At 48.5% G+C, this 17,406-nt stretch carries 15 protein-coding genes and 1 riboswitch; of the genes, 5 read left to right on the top strand and 10 right to left on the bottom strand.

Annotated elements, in window-relative coordinates:
- Positions 1-10: 10 nt before the first annotated feature.
- The 6 genes from QVC96_RS11510 to QVC96_RS11485 are packed head-to-tail and all read right to left on the bottom strand — an operon-like array spanning position 11 to position 6,286.
- Positions 11-640 (bottom strand): hydrogenase, encoded by a 630-nt coding sequence (locus tag QVC96_RS11510; RefSeq protein ID WP_238025287.1) that lies wholly within the window; start codon positions 638-640, stop codon positions 11-13.
- Positions 633-1,574 carry a respiratory chain complex I subunit 1 family protein gene (locus tag QVC96_RS11505; RefSeq protein WP_287689333.1) on the bottom strand — a complete coding sequence of 314 codons (942 nt, stop codon included), beginning with the start codon at positions 1,572-1,574 and terminating at the stop codon, positions 633-635. The genes QVC96_RS11510 and QVC96_RS11505 overlap by 8 nt, the downstream gene beginning before the upstream one ends.
- The gene (locus QVC96_RS11500) at positions 1,571-3,286 is read right to left on the bottom strand and encodes a proton-conducting transporter membrane subunit (protein WP_287689332.1); all 1,716 of its coding nucleotides are present in this window, start codon (positions 3,284-3,286) and stop codon (positions 1,571-1,573) included. The genes QVC96_RS11505 and QVC96_RS11500 overlap by 4 nt, the downstream gene beginning before the upstream one ends.
- Positions 3,283-3,894, bottom strand: a complete 612-nt coding sequence (locus tag QVC96_RS11495) for an NADH-quinone oxidoreductase subunit B family protein (protein ID WP_238025290.1) — start codon at positions 3,892-3,894, stop codon at positions 3,283-3,285. The genes QVC96_RS11500 and QVC96_RS11495 overlap by 4 nt, the downstream gene beginning before the upstream one ends.
- Positions 3,891-4,997, bottom strand: coding sequence for a hypothetical protein (locus QVC96_RS11490; protein WP_287689331.1), 1,107 nt, complete (start codon positions 4,995-4,997; stop codon positions 3,891-3,893). The genes QVC96_RS11495 and QVC96_RS11490 overlap by 4 nt, the downstream gene beginning before the upstream one ends.
- The gene (locus tag QVC96_RS11485; protein WP_287689330.1) at positions 4,994-6,286 is read right to left on the bottom strand and encodes a proton-conducting transporter membrane subunit; all 1,293 of its coding nucleotides are present in this window, start codon (positions 6,284-6,286) and stop codon (positions 4,994-4,996) included. Before QVC96_RS11485 ends, QVC96_RS11490 begins: the two co-directional genes overlap by 4 nt.
- A 15-nt stretch (positions 6,287-6,301) precedes the next feature.
- Positions 6,302-6,380: riboswitch (Fluoride riboswitch) on the bottom strand.
- 333 nt (positions 6,381-6,713) lie between these two features.
- Here QVC96_RS11485 and QVC96_RS11480 point away from each other — a divergent pair.
- A complete protein-coding gene (locus QVC96_RS11480) occupies positions 6,714-7,328 on the top strand; it encodes an IS6 family transposase (protein WP_287690472.1) in 615 nt (204 codons plus the stop codon).
- Between the two features lie 266 nt (positions 7,329-7,594).
- Positions 7,595-7,855 carry a PaREP1 family protein gene (locus tag QVC96_RS11475; RefSeq protein WP_287689329.1) on the top strand — a complete coding sequence of 87 codons (261 nt, stop codon included), beginning with the start codon at positions 7,595-7,597 and terminating at the stop codon, positions 7,853-7,855.
- 425 nt (positions 7,856-8,280) lie between these two features.
- On the opposite strand, the gene QVC96_RS11470 is transcribed toward QVC96_RS11475, so the two are convergent.
- Positions 8,281-9,279, bottom strand: coding sequence for an acryloyl-coenzyme A reductase (locus tag QVC96_RS11470; RefSeq protein ID WP_287689328.1), 999 nt, complete (start codon positions 9,277-9,279; stop codon positions 8,281-8,283).
- 167 nt (positions 9,280-9,446) lie between these two features.
- Here QVC96_RS11470 and QVC96_RS11465 point away from each other — a divergent pair, with 167 nt between their 5' ends.
- Positions 9,447-9,836, top strand: coding sequence for a CBS domain-containing protein (locus QVC96_RS11465; protein ID WP_238025295.1), 390 nt, complete (start codon positions 9,447-9,449; stop codon positions 9,834-9,836).
- 56 nt (positions 9,837-9,892) lie between these two features.
- Here the strand turns inward: QVC96_RS11465 and QVC96_RS11460 are convergent, their stop codons facing one another.
- Positions 9,893-10,975 carry a succinate-semialdehyde dehydrogenase gene (locus QVC96_RS11460; RefSeq protein ID WP_238025296.1) on the bottom strand — a complete coding sequence of 361 codons (1,083 nt, stop codon included), beginning with the start codon at positions 10,973-10,975 and terminating at the stop codon, positions 9,893-9,895.
- 81 nt (positions 10,976-11,056) lie between these two features.
- On the opposite strand from QVC96_RS11460, the gene QVC96_RS11455 reads away from it, so the two are divergent.
- Together QVC96_RS11455 and QVC96_RS11450 are read left to right on the top strand one after the other, a co-directional pair.
- A complete protein-coding gene (locus QVC96_RS11455; protein ID WP_287689327.1) occupies positions 11,057-12,232 on the top strand; it encodes a 3-hydroxyacyl-CoA dehydrogenase in 1,176 nt (391 codons plus the stop codon).
- Positions 12,233-12,263: 31 nt separating this feature from the next.
- Positions 12,264-13,682 carry a phenylacetate--CoA ligase family protein gene (locus QVC96_RS11450; RefSeq protein WP_238025298.1) on the top strand — a complete coding sequence of 473 codons (1,419 nt, stop codon included), beginning with the start codon at positions 12,264-12,266 and terminating at the stop codon, positions 13,680-13,682.
- Positions 13,683-13,716: 34 nt separating this feature from the next.
- Here QVC96_RS11450 and QVC96_RS11445 read toward each other — a convergent pair whose 3' ends face one another.
- Positions 13,717-15,552, bottom strand: a complete 1,836-nt coding sequence (locus QVC96_RS11445; protein ID WP_287689326.1) for an amylo-alpha-1,6-glucosidase — start codon at positions 15,550-15,552, stop codon at positions 13,717-13,719.
- 4 nt (positions 15,553-15,556) lie between these two features.
- Positions 15,557-17,404, bottom strand: coding sequence for a glycoside hydrolase family 15 protein (locus QVC96_RS11440; RefSeq protein ID WP_287689325.1), 1,848 nt, complete (start codon positions 17,402-17,404; stop codon positions 15,557-15,559).
- Positions 17,405-17,406 lie beyond the last annotated feature (2 nt).

The following is a 17,406-nucleotide window of genomic DNA, read 5'->3' as shown; positions in this document are numbered from 1 at the left end:
TCCATCCCTTTCACCCCCTTAATTCCTCAACAGGCTCGTGGTCTCTCTTTTCCACAATGATGACCGACGATATGACCACCAAGGCCAGAACGTCGAGAAAAACTGTAGCGTCTATTAGAATTGGAGGCGGTATAAGAGATATACCAAGGACTACAAGTGAATTTTCGAGTTCAATATATCCCAGTATGTGAGCTGTGGTAGATTTACGTGAGGCTATAAGGAATAAACCCTGGAAGAAAAGCGTCATTGGCATGATAACCCCCTCATACTCTGTTGGTATGACTTTGACGAATACCGCGTATACTACCAGAAGAGTTGCCGAGAAGAAGAAGGCTAGATTTACAACGAAACTGGATAGAACCTTCACCCTCTCTCTATCCCATTCCTTAAACCTGACAGTCTTGAGGAGAATGTAGGGTGTAAGGAACGCTCTAGTGAGAAATATAATTCCACCTAGTATAATAAATTCTACATTCTCTGTAAGGAAATAGTAAATAAAGGAAATTATCCCAATCAACAGCGACTGAATTCCTATTATTTTTATTGCTGGATTGAAGTATGCTTGACCCTGAACGTAAAGGGCAGTGACGGGTAAAAGAAAGGAGAGTATTAATATAATCTCCTGAACAGGTTCAACCATTGAGGGTCACCGTTAAAATTATAGAAAAGGCAGAGAGCACTAGGGCTACAATTAGGAAATCTTGGATCTTGAATAGCCTGAACTTGGCTAAGCTGGTCTCTATAACGAGGGTTACACCTAGGAGGATCAACCACTTTAGGAACATTATTCCAACGTCCTCTATCGCCCCAAGTATACCAGTCTGCATTCCCCATGGTATGAGGAACACATTCAACAGGACTGATCCGAGAAGATAGGACTTTACGTAGCCTCCCCATTTCAACAGCATTAGGCCCTTTCCGCTGTACTCATATACAAGGGAATCATCAATCATTCCCATTTCCGACATTCCAGAGCTTTCCAGTGGAAGCTTCCCGGTTTCATACAACCATAACATGAAAAAGGCCACGCTCGCTGTAACGTGTGGGAGGAAAAGATACTCCGTTGGAGATTGAATAGTTTCCAGTGTAACGTAGGGATTATTAGTCCCTGTCACCAGAGCGACTGCCATGAAGACGGTGAGCAGTGTAGCCTCTCCCAAGTAGGCAAAGGAGATGTTTCTGGACACCCCTAGCGTTACAAGGTTGCTGGAGCTCTCCATGGATTCGTATATTTTTAAGAATCCAGCAAGAGAGAAAAGTAGTGCACCTCCCAGAAAGTCCACCACAGGAGTGAGATATAAGGGCCTTGGATAGACCACAGGAATAACGAAGGAGATCAAAACATAGACAGAGAAAACTAGGTAGGGTCCGTTCACGAAAAGCCATCCGGCATTCCTCGGGATAGTCATCTCCTTTCTAGAAAGCTTTATGAGATCATAATAGGGTTGAAATATGCTAGGACCTCTTCGCCCCTCGACTATGGCCTTCATCCTTTCTAAAATACCGGGATAGAGAGGCGCTAGGCCAAGAACCGCGGATACTTGAACGAGCGTCTCAATCAGCGTGTTTATCATAACGTAATCACCATGATCAAGATGATGGCTACTATCATGTAGATCATGTACCATGTGATGGAGCTGTTCATGAAGCTCCTGGAGAAGAGCCTCGAAAACTTTGTATATGATCTAACCAGAACCAGCATTGCCTGCCAGAAGATGTCCGCGCTGGTCTCTAGTGATCCTGTCTTGGTTCTCAGGAGAGCCCTCAACATTAGCCTGAGGTTGTTTGCCATACCGAATGAAGTGTATCTAAACCCTTGACCAGATCCGTTATCCCAGGTATCAACTACCCTGATTTTTCTCCTTCCTAGGGATAGATATATCACCAAAGCAATTATTGGCCAAACAATTAGGACGTAAAGTGGAGAAATTCCCCCAAACGCTCTCTGATATTGGGAAGAGATCAGGGAATTTAGTCCAACACCCAACTGGGAGACGTTAGTATTGAAAGGGGATAGAAGATACGCGAGGCCCATGGTCACCAGAAGAAGAATACCTGACACCGTAAGGATTATCCCATATCTTTTCCCCTTCTGGCGCGTTAACTGGGTATAGGACGTAAACCTCGCAAGGGCACCTGTAGCAAATCCCTCACCCATACCTATCATTATCCCCGCTATCACCGGGACTATATTGATCAGGTGGGGCAACGTGATTGCCTCCATGAACATTGACTCAAGCAAAGACCACGTTGCTATTCCCCCTATAGTTGGCAGGAGACCTGACATGGACATCGTCATTAGGACTGTTCCCAGTACTGAGAGTCCATGTCTAAACGCCTTCGCAGTTGTTAAGGATTCTCCCTCAATGTATCCCGTTGACAGGAAAAGGCCTGTCTTTGCAAGCGAATGGGCTATCAAGTAGGTGAGAAGGCTGAACATGACGAATTCCCTCAGATTACCATACACGAGCTCTAGGCTTCCCAGTAACGCAAGCATGGAGCCGTTGTTCTCTATAGTGCTGAACGCCAGTAGTCCCTTCACGTGATCGGAAACATAGAAGTAGAGAGCCCCGAAGAGGTTTGAGAAAGCTCCTATCAATAGGAGGAAGATCCCAAGGTACATAGAGACTGGACTCAAAGTTTCCATCTTAAATATCCCATAAATTCCCGTCATGGTCATAGTCGCGCTAAGGATTGCAGATAGATCAGATCTGGCGTTCCCATGGGCTATGGGTAACCATTCCACTACTAGGAAGGGAAATATCCCCATCTTTACGATGAAACCCATCGAGGTTATGATCAGGGGAAGCGGACTGCTCAAATCCTCAAAGGATAAACTTCCCGTCATGGAATAAGCGAGGGCGAAACCAGAAATCAGTAATGCAGTGCTTAGTTCCCCAAACGCAAGAAAAGTTAATGCAGGTCTCCAGTCTTTTTTATAGAGTCCTATTCCACCAAAAGAGAAGAGAGTCATGGTTTCCCATCCGGCAAGAAATTCAACGTAGTTGGAACTTGTTAGAACCGCAATAATTCCCAGTACGGTCCCGCTCAGGATCATTGTAAGCCATTTATTGTTGTAGTGCACAAGGGAGTACATACTCACTAGAGTCCACACAATCCCAGCTACCAAGGAGAAGATGCCTGAGGGTAAGTTCGTCGCCCCGTAAATGGCAAAAACACCTGAGGCTAAAGCCAGCAGTATCAGGGATATTCTGTTACTCAAGAAAGATCCCGCTAAGGACAGGATAGATAAAGCATAAACGAGAAGAACTAAATCGGCAATCAAGGAATCTCTCCTCCCTTAGCTCTTATCAGCGCATCAAGTATTGAGGCGGGGGTTGGTGGACACCCCGGGATTATGACGTCACCCCTAATATCAGGGGGAATTCCAGTAACTCCACCTGATATCGCACATGTACCAAGCAGGATGACCAGTTTGGGTGAAGGCATGACGTCGTAAGCCCTTCTTATGACCTCTTCCATTCTCTTACCCAGATTTCCCATGATCACAAGGGCGTCGGCATGTTTGGGTGTATTGGTGAAGAAAATTCCAAACCTGGTCATATCATACTGAGGGGAAGATATTAATCTCAGTTCCAGGTTGCAGGCACCACAGCTTCCTGCGTCCAATGGATATAAATAGAACGATCTCCTGAAGGTTCTATCTGATCTCTCAACCTTGGGTGTTAGGGTCTCCCCAGTTGGCGAGAAGAGAGGTTCGCATGCCCTACAGAAGATACATCTCTCAGGTCTCCATTCCTCGCCTATCGCATCTGTGGGGCACTTTACCTCCCCCTCCTGAGCCCTCTTAAGCCTAGAAGGCCATTTGGTCTCGTGATGATAATCCTTTTCCGTTCTTACACCCATCCTAATTCCCTTCAAGAACCAATTCATTTTAGATCAACCTCCAGTTCAGATATCCAGATCCCGAAACTCTCCCAGTTGAAGGGAAAATCAGTAAATATATTTCCGGGCATTGACCTGAGGAAAAGCCTCATATTCACACTTGAGGGTGCCAGAAGAAACGCTCTCTCAATTCGTCCATTTCTAATTCTAACTAGGTAAGCCAGATCTCCTGATGGACTCTCTACCCTTCCTATTCCTTCCCCATCCCTTACTCTCATGGGGAAAGTATGAGGCTTCACCCTCAACTCTTGGAGAATTCTGAGCGACTCCTTAATCTCCTCAAGGCGAACCAGTATTCTGGAGAAAGCATCTCCATGATCCTGAGTTGGAACCTTCAAGTCGAAGTCTCGATAAACAAACAAGTCAGAGTCCAGTCTGGCGTCATATCTAAACCCAGACGCTCTAGCAGCTGGACCAATGGAGTTATCCTCCTTGATGACACCATTGCCTTGCAGTCTGTCTATGAAGATTCTATTCTCCAGTATTTTCTCCACGTCTCCGATTTTCAAGGATGGAACCTCATGTTCGCATTCCACCCTCCCGGGATAGTTGGCCCCAAAGAAGTACCTGTGCCCACACGACCTTGCTATTGTCCTGTTAACCTCCTCCACCTGTTGAAGGAGAAGATAGGATGGAACCAAGAACGATGCGGACTCCAGAACCCTCTGGATCACAAACAGGTTGTTCCTGATTCTCTCTAGCTCAAGCTGAGCCATCCTAGAAACGGTAACCTCATAGGGCACTTCTGCCTCGAAGGCCTTCTCCACAGCCTGGAGGAAAGAAATTGAATGGGAGGCCGCGAATGCTCCGTTTATTCTCTCCACTCTGATTAGAGCTTCCTCAACGGGCAGTTGTGTAATCTTGATTTGTCTCCCCTTATAAGGGACATGACCAATCCTCTCAATGCTTTCCCCATAAGTTGCTATTTCGAATCCTACCGACTCCAGCAGACCTCCAGCTGACGGACCATAGAGGAAATTGAAGGAACCATAACCTAGATCTCTATGTTCCTCTACTTCTCTAGCGCACGGTCCTTCTCTAAGCCCCTCTGAAGTAAGGCAATATGGCCCCAGATCTCCTATGATTCTCATAGCAACACCCCCACAATTCCGAGAATTAGTGGGATAAGTGCTGATATCATGGCAATAATTGAGAGTTCCCTGTGCTTCTCTTGATAGGGTTCTCCCTTGAAGATCATCCTGGAGACGTGATAGTTTACGGAAATGAACGAAATGGTCAAAGAGACTATCACGATCCAGAACTGTGGGATAAGTCCATGTTTAATAACAGAGGACAGGATCAGGAACTCTCCAAGAAAGTTTCCGAAGGGTGGTGCTCCTGTCACCGCCAGGGATGATAGGAGAAATGAGGAGGCGAGAATGGGACTTCCGTAAAGTCCATGTTCATCAATTTCCTTACTTCCCTTGTTCCTAAGCAGGGAACCCGAGGCATAAAAGGCTCCTGCTTTAGCAAAGGCGTGGGTAACCAGGAGTATTACTAAACCAGTTAACGAGTTCACCGCTACCCCCAATAGGGCAAAATTCATGTTTTCAATGGTAGAATAGGCAAATAGCCTCTTGTAGTACCTCTGGCTTGCCATCATTAGGGATGAAACTAAGATGGAGATTGTGGCCAGCCAGCTATACAAGCTTGGAAGTGGCGCGATGGTGAAAGTTATGTGCAATATGTATACCGCAACTGGCAAGAGAACTCCTGAGAAGAGCGCACTCACAGGCGAAGGAGCCTCTGAATGCGCATCAGGAAGCCACGTGTTCATGGGAAAAACTCCAGCCTTTGTACCAAAACCTAAAAGAGCTATTGCTGATGCCAAGGAGAAAAGAGGGGAGAAATGGGCGTACAGGACCTCCGTTATGGTCAGGGTGTGTAGACCATAGTAAAAAAGGATCACAGATATGAAGGCGAATGTAACTCCAGAGGAAACAAGGAGAAGATACCTCCATCCTGCCTCAAGCGCTGTAGGAGTACCTTCAAAGGTTACCAGGAGTACAGATGAGGTTGTGGTGGCTTCCAATCCCACCCACATAAGCCCTAGATTATTTACCGATAAAGTGAACAACATTGAGGCGACGAACAGGTTGAGAAAATAATAGTAGTTTCTTTCCTGGGGCCCCTTCTTCTCTAGGTAAAACACTGAGTAAACGGCGGAAAGCAAATAGACTCCTGCAACCATCACCATAAGGTACCATGTTAACGTGTTAACGTAGAACTGAGAGATAATGGGCAAAAGGGGTTTGAGCAGAAGCACAAGTATCAGAGTGACACCAGCTGAGGCTAGCGTAGAATACTTTTCATTGACGACTACAACACTTCCCAAAATTGGAGTGAGTATAATCCATCCCACTAGGTTTAGGCCAATCATCCTATCTCACCCATGCAAGAGATAGGCGTCATCAGCCTTCATGCTTCAGGCGGTTCGGGAACTAGCCCTGGGGGACGCCATCCCCACTGCTCTAGCATGATACTAGATTATAAGCCTTGTTTTATAATGACCGGTTTTTATATCAGGTGACAACACGTAAACTGACAAGAGGTAGTTTTAAATCTTGATGGAGGGAATGCTTTCAGTAATTCATCTCACCCCTTCATGAGATGCCACATGGTTAACTTTGTAGACCTTAACCTCATGAGCTCTTTCCATATGGGGGCTACCCCATATTGTTGTGTATTTAAGGATCCGAGTGTGTCCAACAATATTGCTATAATAGACAAAATTTAAGTTGGGCCAGGACGGGTTGATTCTGGGTGAGAGCGTGAAGATCGCGTCTCTCCCCGTCCTGACCCAGATAATGTGTTACCTTCTCAGGGTTAATAACCTTGAGCCCAGGTTCCACTCCCTGGAGGAGGTGGCGAGGGCCCTTGCTGGTTACTACCTGGGCCACTCGCTCAGGAGGTTCAGGTTACCCAGGAGCACGGTTCACTACTACTGGAGGAGATTGTCAAGCGCGAGAGTTGACGTGCCTGTGTCAGGGGAGTACGCCGTGGACGAGACCAAGGTAATCCTGGTTAAGGGCGTGGTGTACTACCTGTGGGTCGTGAGGGACCTCAACACGGGCGTTATACCCTTCTTCATGGTCACCGAGGCCAGGTCAGGTCTGGACGTGCTAATCCTGGTAGGGGGAGTGAGGGAGGTTGAGCTGAGGGTGAGGGGCGAGGTGCTTAAGGCCAGATATGTCCACGACGGCCTACCCGCGTACAACTTCCTCTCCATGGCAGGGGTAGAACACGAGCACATTACCTTCGGGGTGAGGAACAGGGTTGAACAGGTCTTCAGGACTGTGAAGCACAGGTTGTCAGGGATGGACTTCCACTTCCCGTGGAACTCCAGCAAGTGGAGCCTGAGGAAGTGGTTCTCCACCTACTTCACCGTCTACAACCTGTTGCAATTGTGGCAGGTGAGATAAATTGTTGGACACACTCGGATCCTTTAACGTGAAATATATAACAAACCAAGGTAGGCCCTTCCATAAACTTCTCTCCTCCATTTCACTTGTTCATTCTATCATAGGTGCCTCTCACTCCTCGCAAAAGGATGTGGTGCACATTGCAATCTTTAATTTCTACAAAACCCTTTACTTAAGTTCTTGGAGGAACATTCTTCTATGTCTCTATGGATATAACCTGCTGATATGTTAACAAGTTTTTATGCGCTCTAACGTTAATTTCGATTGTGGAAAAGGACTTAGTTAATGTTGATGAAGACTATATTTATGCTAGGGTTATTGAAGCGTTAGCAGATTCTCTTTTAGCCATAGATCTCTTTCAGGGAGGACACACCAGAAATGGCGCCGGAAAGGCGTTTGTAGCAGTAAAATCATTAATCTCAGCCTTAGTGGTTAAATTCAGAGATAACCTAGTTGAAATGGCTAAACAAGAAAACGAGAAAGAATGGATAAAAAGAAAGGATATACAGCACCCACTCACTCACTAAAATCTCTGGGAATGTACTTTGAGAAGATCGGAATTGATGTATATTTGTTAAATAGAGATAACGCCGGATCTTCACGATTACCAGTATAACGGTTTCGATCCGGATTTCTCTCCCTATAAGGATAAGGAACAGGTGAAGAATGACATCATCAAAGTTATAACGCAGGTGTACGGACTGATAAATAAGTACTTCGTGGAGAACCGTGAGATTATAGATATCAATGAGAAACTAAAGAATAACCTGGAAAAATTTGTTAAAGAGCAGGATCAGGAGGGTTCCCCCAGGTAGGGACCTGTTGAGTTCCTCTTTATTTCCTGATTCCAGTCGTAAACATTCATGTTCGAGGGGTACGTTAGAAAGGCTCGGTTAAACCCCCATTCCAGCGTCCCAAGGGCACAATCCCATCAAAACCTGATGCCTGGGTCTCAGGGACTGAGAAGCACTTTCCCCACCTTGTGCTTATCCTTGAGCATTTCGTATCCCTTATCTATTTCCTGAAGGCTAACAGTCCCCGCAACCACTGGCCTTATCTTCCCCTCTGCGGTTAATTTCAGGGCTCCTTCCGCGTCTCTCTTAGTTGCCGAAGCGTGTCCAATTATGGCAATGTCCTTAAGAATCGTGTAACCCAGTCTGAGTTGATAGGACTGTGTGGGGTCCACGTTACCTATCTGCACTATTCTGCCTCCCATCCAGAGGGATTTCAGACTTTCATCAAAGGTGGGTGTTCCCACAGTGTCAATTACCACGTTTATGTCCTCCTTCTTGGCCTCCTCTGAGAACTTTGATCCAACTATAACCCTGTCAGCGTATTTTCCCACAATTGACGCTTTCTCCTCTGAGGTTGTCACTCCCACGACCCTCGCTCCCATGGCCTTTGCCACCTGTAACGCATGTATTCCCACTCCACCACTCGCCCCCGTTACCAGCACGGTCTCTCCCTCTCTCAGGTTTGCTCTCCTTAATCCCCTGTACACCATCCCGGTAACGCATGGGACCATTACAGCTCCCTCATCCGAGGCATCCGCTGGGACCTTGACGAGGCTGGTCACCTTCACCTTTGCCATCTCTGCGAAGAAACCGTCCAGTTCCTCTGAGTATCCGAGCCTGGAGTGGCAATAGGCCTCCTCTCCCTCTCTGCAATAGTGACAGGTCCCGTCAGGCGCATAGAGAAGGGAGATCACCCTATCCCCGGGAGAGAAGTTGTTCACTCCTTGTCCAACCTCCACGATCTCTCCAACTACCTCATGGCCCAGAATCACAGGATATTTCATTCTAGGGTAGAACCCCTGTAGCTGGAGCAGGTCCCTGTAACAGAGGGCCGCCCTTCTCACCCTGATCACTACCTCGCCTCCGCCAGGTCTCGGGTCCTGAACATCCCTGACTTCATAACCCTGTTTGTGTCCTTTCACTACGACAGCTTTCATCACTTTAAATACATTTAAATAACTTAAAAAATAGCTGGTTTTTAATCGGAGTATATCCCCGGGGTTTTCATTCGATATTCGAATCTGGAATCTAGTCTTGTGAAGGCATGCAGATATACCGCGGAGAATTGGGAACTTTATTATCCTTCGCGACGATATACTACTTAATGATTGTGAAAGAACTAATCGGAAGGGAACCAGTAACCATAGACCCCAACTCGGATCTGGTTCATGCTGCCAAGCTCATGAAAAAGGAGATAGTGGGGTCCCTTCTGGTTGTTGAGGGAGGAGAACCCAAAGGGATTATCTCGGAAAGGGACATAGTTTATGCCATAGCCTCAGATCTTCCCCTGACCACTAAGGTAAAGGAAGTTATGAGCACGAACTTGGTAACTGCAGATGCTGGAACTGAAGTTGGGGAAGCAGCAATTCTCATGGTGGGCAAGGGGATAAGGCATTTGGTAGTGAAGGAGGGCAACAGGGTTATTGGTGTCGTGTCGCTTAGGGATGTTGCCAGAAGTCTAGGTCTGATCGCTACAGACCTGACTATCTGGTGACCGTGCCGTCCTTGTTAGGTCGAATAAAGATAAAGCGTGTGAAAAGAAACGTGAAATCAAGGTACTATGAGACTTCTTATGGCCTCCCCTTCCTCCAGCATCTTCACTGCCTCATTTATCTCCTCTAACCTGAATCTCCCTGTCACAAGCCTGGAGGGATCGTATCTTCCCTGTCTTACCAGTTCCAGAAGCTTCGGCATGTCCACCCTAGGTCTTCCCCCATAGTTACCCACGACTTCTATGCCTCCCCTAACAATGGAGGCCACCTTAATGGGGATCATTGCTGTGGCCGGAGGTAACCCCACCAGGACTACCTTACCTCCTATTCTAACAGAGTCAAGAGCCATATGGATCGTGTCCTCATTTCCTCCAGCTTCTATCACGACCTGGGGACCTCCCCCGGTCATTTCCTTTATCGCCTTTACAGGATCAGTTTCCTTAGAGTTGACCACGTCAGTGGCGCCCAGCTCCATGGCCCTCTCAAGCTTCCATTTCTTTGTTCCCACGGCAATTATCCTTCCAGCCCCCGAGGCCCTGAGGAGCTGGATTGTGGATAGACCCACTCCTCCCACCCCTATCACTGCCACAGTGTCTCCGGGTTCAATCCTCGAGGAAGATATTGCACCGTAACCTGTCAAGCCAGCACAACCAAGGACGGCAACCTTTTCCAGATCCATATCCTCTGGGACCCTGGTTAGTGCGTTCTCTCCAACGATGGCATACTCGGCGAAACCTCCTCCCAGAAAAGTCCTTATCTCCTTTCCGTCCTTGGAGAGTCTCGAGGTTCCATCTGGCATAACTCCCTTGAGCCTGACCTGAGAGAAAGTCTCACACAGGTTCTCCTTACCCGCCACACAGTTACCACATTTGCCACAGGGGTGAATGAACGCTGAGATAACCCTATCCCCAGGTTTAACCCTGGTCACTCCAGGTCCCACCTCCTCCACCACTCCGGAGATCTCGTGGCCTGCTACAACCGGCGGTGGGACTGGAGTCTTCCCCTCAAACACGTTTACATCGGAGTGACAGAGGCCAGTGGCCTTAACCTTAATCTTGACTTCCCCAGCCCTGGGTTGGGAAATGTCCACATCCTCAATGGACAGCGGTTCCTTATACCCGTGAAGTACTGCTGCTCTCACATTCTACAGTAGACTTCGGGGTTTAAAATGTTTAAAGTGTAAAAGTAGCACTCTTTTAAATTGGTTCTCTTTCATACTCGTATGCGCATAGCTGTTGTTGGTTCGGGAACCATGGGTCATGGCATAGCCGAAGTCGCTGCCATGGCGGGCATGGAGGTAAAGCTAATCGACATATCGTGGGATATCCTGAACAGGGCCAAGGAAAGGATGTATGAATCGCTTAAGAGATTACATGAGAGGGGCACAATAGGGGAAACCCCGGACTCGGTGATGAGCAGAGTTGAAATGTCCGTGAGCTACGACGTGGCAAAGGACGTGGATTTCGCCATAGAGGCTGTTCCAGAGATACTGGACCTGAAGAGGAAGGTATTTCAGGAACTGGATAGGGTGGTGCCCAAGGACTCCATCCTGGCAACAAACACCAGCTCCATTCCCATCAGCGACATTGGAGAGATAACCTCAAGAAAAGAGAAAGTTATCGGGATGCATTTCTTCAACCCACCGCCTCTCATGAAGCTGGTGGAGGTTATCCCCAGTAAGTACACCTCAGAGGAGGTAACAAGTTTCACCGTGGAACTGGCCAAAAAGATGGGAAAAACCCCCGTAAGGCTGAGGGTGGAGGTGCCCGGATTCGTAAGTAACAGGATCTTCCTCAGGCTTCTGCAGGAAGCGTGCAGGGAGGTGGAGAGCGGTGAGGCCACCGTGGAGGAGGTGGACTCAAGTGCAAGGAATAAGTTGAAGCTACCCATGGGAATCTTCGAGCTTGCAGATTACGTTGGCCTGGACGTGGTGGTTGACCTGTGGAAGGTCATAGTTGAGAGAGGAGCTTCAGACGTTAAGTGTTCCAGCTACAGGGAGAGGGTTGAAAGGAAGGAGCTGGGGGTCAAGTCAGGTAAGGGATTCTACACATACCCTGCTCCTGGGAAGTACACCAAGGTACAGTTACCCGCTGAGAGCAGGGTTCCCCCGGAGAGGATTATCTCCCTTGCTGTGAACGAGGGTGCATGGCTCATAGAGAACAGCATAGTGAACGCCGAGGAGGTGGACACGGTGATGAGACTAGGCTTCAACTTCCCCAGGGGGCTCCTGGAGATGGCAGACGAGCTAGGGCTTGACAGGATCCTCAACACGCTCAGGGAGATCCATTCAAGGGGCTACGAGGCCTACTCCCCCAATCCCCTCCTAGTCAGGATGGTATCCCAGGGATACACAGGGAAGACTGCGGGCAGGGGATTTTACCAGTACGGCAAGGCTTAAAGTTTTTAAATTATTTAAACATTCTACAACCATGACAGTTCTCCAGGAGTATGAAAGGATTCACGATGAGTTAAGAAGGGAAGGTTACATAAACACACAGTACCCCCTAAACCCCTCTGAGACCCTGTGGAACAGGAAAGTAATGACCATGAAGAGGGAGGAGCTGGAAAAGGTAAAGTCCTTCAGGCTCAAAAGGATAGTGAAGTGGGCATGGGAGAACGTTCCCTTCTACAGAAACTTCTGGAAGTCCAAGGGCTTCGACCCTGACCAGATTCGCGACTGGAAGGACGTGGTGAGGATACCAATTCTCAGGAAGGACGAGCTCAGGAAGGACCTCTCCGCCAATCCACCCTTCGGATCCATAATGGTACCTGAACTGGCCAAGAGGATCAGGTTCGTGGGTGCAACTTCAGGTTCGACTGGATTGCCGACCTTTCAGGGTTGGGGTGCCTTAGAGCTTGACTATTTCGAAGAGGCGCAGGCCAGGTACCTCTGGACCTTTGCCGGAGTAAAGCCCACAACGGTGTACGCCAATTACCTCAATATGTCGGGTTTCTACAGCTGGGGTCCCCCAGTGGTGGAGACTGCGATGTGGAGGTGTGGCGCTACAGCCATTGCAGGTGGAGGAGAGACCTACTTCTCTTGGAAGGCGAGGCACAACCTCATATTCAGGCTTTGGAAGGTCGACGTTCTCGCCACAACCCCGTGGCTCCACAGGCTCATAGGCGAGGAGGCTAAGGCTGAGGGTTGGGAGTCTCCTTTTAAGGTTCTCCTCCTTCATGGAGGGGCAGCTGCGGAGAACACAAAGAAGAAGCTGTTCCAGGTTCATCCAAACGCCAAGTTGGCCATAAGCGTCTGGGGCACAACAGACGGGCATATGGCAGTTGAGGTTCCTGGACTAGACGGCCAACTGGTGGTATGGGAGGACATGGAGATCTTCGACATTGTGGATCCCAAAACTGATGAGCCAGCATCCCAGGGTGAGAGGGGAGAGCTGATTGCCACGCTTCTCAACCACTTCACCATGCCCCTGATAAGATATAGCCTTGGCGATTACGTGAAGAATGAATTCACCACGGATCCTGACCCCACATATGGAATAACTCATGCCCGATTTGTGGAGCCCATTCCGGGAAGGGTGGAGTGGATGTTCAAGGTTAAGGGCAAGTTATTGCTTCCAATCTACGTGGAGGATGCGGTCAACGAGATACCAGACACCACTGGAATGTTCAACGTGATAATTTACGGTAACGAAATGGACAAGCTGAAGATAAGGGTTGAAACCAGGAGGAACATGGTAGATTCCAGTTACGATTCTAGGGCTAGGGAGATTCTTGCCGAAAGGATAGGTCTCAGCAAGGACGACGTGGAAATAGAATGGGTCGAACCAGGCAAAACGGTCTGGACAGGTTACAAGTTACAGGTGTTCCTGGATCAGAGAAAGAAATGAAGAGTGATTTTTCCACCTGTTATGCGAATTACCCTCACGAGTAATTTATGATGTTTCTTATGGCCCTGTTGAGTTCTGCCACGCTCCACGCCTGAGCAATACAACCTCCTTTCTTGTATGGAGGGATATCCTCGAACAGTTCAGGAACGTAACCGTTTTCCTTAACTGCTACACCAAGGAGAGGACTGAATTGGTTCAGCAGATTCTTGATTCTGATGGAGTCGTACTCAAAGTTCAGCTTAGCATCAACGTAAATCCCCACAAGCCACGGCCATATGGGCCCGTTGTGATATGCCCTGTCCCTGCTGGCCCTGTCACCCCTGTAAAATGGGGTGTAACCCCTGTCCCTCTTGGAGAGCGTACTCAAACCGTAGGGTCTCAAAAGTTCCATCTCTACCACCTCTAATACCCTCATGGCGATATCCTTGGATACAACGGGGTAGGGGAGGGCAAGTGCGACGAGTTGATTGGGCCTTATTTCCCTTCCTGGTTTACCGTCCCATCCAATGTAGTCGTAGAGACCGGCCTCAGAGGGAAATTTTTCCATGAACGACGATCTCACCTTTTCTGCCTTCTCAACGAACTCATCGTCGTGTATCCCAAGTCTCTTGGATATCTGGTCCATGATCATCAATGCGTTGTACCAGAGAGCGTTGATCTCCACAGCCGCCCCCTCCCTGGGAGTAACTATCTCCCCATCAAATTGAGCATCCATCCACGTTCTCGGTGCCCCAACGTGATAGAGCAAGTTTTCCCTATTCACCACAACCCCGTTTCCCTTCCAGTACCAGTCCACAACCTCAAGCATCCTGGGAAAGACCCTCTTCAGGAACTCCCCATCATTTGTGTACTGATAATACTTGTATACAGCGTTGATTCCCCACAGGGAGACGTCAACACCCTTGTAGGCGCTCTCATTGTTTCCAAGAAAGTTGTTGGGCATCAGGCCCCTGTTGAGGGCATTGAAATATCTCAGAAGAATTTTCTTGGCCTGCTCGAATAGCCCGTTCATGAGGAGAATTCCCTCCATGGAGATCATGGTGTCCCTTCCCCATTCATCAAACCAGTGATATCCAGCAATGATCGCGTAATCATCCCCGCTCTTCACCAGGAAACTTTTTCCGGCGCTTGAAAGGAGGTCCATGATTTCCTTGGAACCAAGGATCTTTTGTTCTGGCTTAAACTCGCCCCAGTAGAAGTCCATATCAATCCTGTTACCCTTGCTGATAACGCAGAACGGATTATACAGGTCCTCTAGGTAATTGGTTCCCCTCTCAAAGTCCAAGCGATAGAAGAAGTTATAGTACCAGTACTCCGTTTTTTCAAGGGTATAATTTCCCCTGATCCTTACCCTCAGGAAAGGTATTCCGTTAGCCAGAAGGAGAATATGGTCCTGAAGGATCTTATACGAGAAGATTGGATGAACCGTTTTCAGTGCCACATGGTGGCTCCTGTACGTGATTAGGGGACATAACCTGAAGATGCCCCTCTGGGAAGTGTAGGACAGGGTTATGGCATCGTAACCTCTGTGCACCTGCAGGGTCCTCTCCACCCTGGAGTTCCCAAAAAGGTACTCCCACCTGACGAAGTTCTCTCCCCTCTCCACGTGATCCAAGAACCTATACCCTTCGGGATAGAATACGTCATTAAGATAGTGGTTGGTGCTCATGGGATACTCTTGGCCATCCGTTATAACGAAGTCCTCAACCTTGGCCAGAGTCATGTACCTTCTGTGGGGTGGATCCTGGGGTATGACCAGAAGCCCGTGGTAAGTTCTGGAGTTTATTCCGCACAAGGTGGAGGAGGAGTAACCCCCTGTCCCTGTGGGTATTACCCACTCCCTGTCCTCGCACTCCCTGGGATCAAGCATGCGGTTAGTATTTACTGTGGTATTTATTTAATGTGATTATTAGTTCCGCGTGGGACCACACGAGGGGAATAACTGAGGTTGGTTCCCAAGTTTCTGGATCCACCTGCTCTGGAAGGAAACCAGAGGGAGTTGCCCTCTTCATGACCCAGTTCAGAAGGTCCTTGGCCTTATCCAACCTGGAGGTGTCTATCATGTACTGGGCCACCCATAACGTGGTGATTATCCAGGGATTGGGTTGAGCCTTCCTCCTCTGATACATGTCGTTCTCGTACCTCGCAATTCCGCCGTTCACCATCAGTCTCTGTTCTATGGCTTCCATCGTAGAGACCATGATGGGATGAATGGGTTCCACCATCCCGAAGAAGTACGGGGCATACATGCTGGCGTCAACAACGGGATCGGGCTGATAGTTCTCGTCCAGCCTTCTCAGGAACCTCCTTCCATTTGTGAGTCTCAATAGGGCTTGTTCCTTCATGGTCTTGGCTACCTCCAGGGCGTCCTCTGAAAGGCTCTCGTCTCCCATTCCCTTTGCCAGTTCAGCCCCCATGGTAAGCCCTCCATACACCGTGGAAACAGTGTAAATGTGAATACCATATCTCTCCTCCCAGAGGTCAAAGCTGGGCTTGGGAAGACCGTCCTCGGTATATCTCATCATGAACTGCAGGGCAGGTTTCATAAACTTCCTGTAGATCTCAGTTAACTCGTCAAGGTCCTTATACCTTCTGTAATGGCTTCCTATGGCCCACACCTCTAGCGCCGTTTCATCCTCTTGGATGGGAAGGATCCTCTTACCGTTGTAGAGCCACGGATGCCATGAACTGGCAAGGGTCCTGTTGGGGTTATACTTGTGGTGAAGATATCCTTCGGGACTGGCTATTTCCTTCACGAAGTTGAAGTGTCTCATGGCCAGTTCCCCATATCCCGCAACATCCAGCGAATGGGCAGCAATGGCTCCATCCCTTGGCCAGAAGTACTGGTAGGAATCCCCGTAAATGTTCACAAAGGAGAAGTCCGATGAAGCTATGATGGATCCATTTATGTCCATGTGGTTCTTTACCGTGAGGAGACTGACGTTGTACAGCCAGCTTTCGTGGTCGGAGGTCCAGCTTCCCTTTGAGAGCCAGCTCTTCCAGAACTGGAACACGGAAACAAAGTTGCTCTCTATCTTGGCCGGATTGGCCTCGGTGAGGAGCCTCCTCAGTTCCTCCAGGTTTCTTCCAGCCCCAATCACATAGTAGGCCTTCACAAAGGATTTGCTCCTCAGGTTAAGCTCTATGCCCACTGCTGACTTCACGTCTCCGTGGGAGATCGGGCTACCGTCAAGTCTTCCATCCTTCACGTCATCTAGTGGGTCACTCTTAGTTGCGGAGAACTCCATGTTGTTCATTTCAGTGGACATCAACTTGATACCCACATACCTCTTGGATTTGTAGTGTATGATGGACCACGTGACCGGGTCCAGAAGGGCCGTGTCCCCAAAGGGATTAGAGTAAATGTTCAGGTCGTGTATGAAGAATAGCTTTATCTTGCCCTCCATACCCCTGGATAGAACCTTGATGATGGAGTTCATTACAGGCTCGTTCACATCAACGAAGTTATAGGAGGTTATCTCCAGGCCTAGGTTATCTATGGTCCACCTGACCTCCACGAGATTTGTTCCATCCTCATATGAAACCTCCGTTTTCCACGACTCGTCAAAGTAAACGTTTTTCCCATCCCAGAGTACTACCCTGACTGGAATTCCGGACGTCTGATTCTCCATTCCTATGTAGGGGTAATAGAGGTCAATAATCCTTCCGTGGTCATCAAAGTTCACCAGCATCTTTCCGTTTCCAATGCTAGCCAATCTCATGG

This window comes from Metallosphaera javensis (ex Sakai et al. 2022) (genome assembly GCA_021654415.1).
In the GTDB taxonomy this organism is placed as follows: Archaea; Thermoproteota; Thermoprotei_A; order Sulfolobales; family Sulfolobaceae; genus Metallosphaera; species Metallosphaera javensis.
Note: the sequence above shows the minus strand (reverse complement) of the source record. Positions and strands in the feature narration are given on the sequence as shown.

Excerpts from the sequence above, each read along its gene's own strand:
- QVC96_RS11510 (WP_238025287.1), bottom strand. The coding sequence starts at position 640 with ATGGTTGAACCTGTTCAGGAGATTATATTAATACTCTCCTTTCTTTTA.
- QVC96_RS11505 (WP_287689333.1), bottom strand. The coding sequence starts at position 1,574 with ATGATAAACACGCTGATTGAGACGCTCGTTCAAGTATCCGCGGTTCTT.
- QVC96_RS11495 (WP_238025290.1), bottom strand. The coding sequence starts at position 3,894 with ATGAATTGGTTCTTGAAGGGAATTAGGATGGGTGTAAGAACGGAAAAG.
- QVC96_RS11490 (WP_287689331.1), bottom strand. The coding sequence starts at position 4,997 with ATGAGAATCATAGGAGATCTGGGGCCATATTGCCTTACTTCAGAGGGG.
- QVC96_RS11485 (WP_287689330.1), bottom strand. The coding sequence starts at position 6,286 with ATGATTGGCCTAAACCTAGTGGGATGGATTATACTCACTCCAATTTTG.
- QVC96_RS11480 (WP_287690472.1), top strand. The coding sequence starts at position 6,714 with ATGTGTTACCTTCTCAGGGTTAATAACCTTGAGCCCAGGTTCCACTCC.
- QVC96_RS11470 (WP_287689328.1), bottom strand. The coding sequence starts at position 9,279 with ATGAAAGCTGTCGTAGTGAAAGGACACAAACAGGGTTATGAAGTCAGG.
- QVC96_RS11465 (WP_238025295.1), top strand. The coding sequence starts at position 9,447 with ATGATTGTGAAAGAACTAATCGGAAGGGAACCAGTAACCATAGACCCC.
- QVC96_RS11455 (WP_287689327.1), top strand. The coding sequence starts at position 11,057 with ATGCGCATAGCTGTTGTTGGTTCGGGAACCATGGGTCATGGCATAGCC.
- QVC96_RS11450 (WP_238025298.1), top strand. The coding sequence starts at position 12,264 with ATGACAGTTCTCCAGGAGTATGAAAGGATTCACGATGAGTTAAGAAGG.
- QVC96_RS11445 (WP_287689326.1), bottom strand. The coding sequence starts at position 15,552 with ATGCTTGATCCCAGGGAGTGCGAGGACAGGGAGTGGGTAATACCCACA.
- QVC96_RS11440 (WP_287689325.1), bottom strand. The coding sequence starts at position 17,404 with ATGAGATTGGCTAGCATTGGAAACGGAAAGATGCTGGTGAACTTTGAT.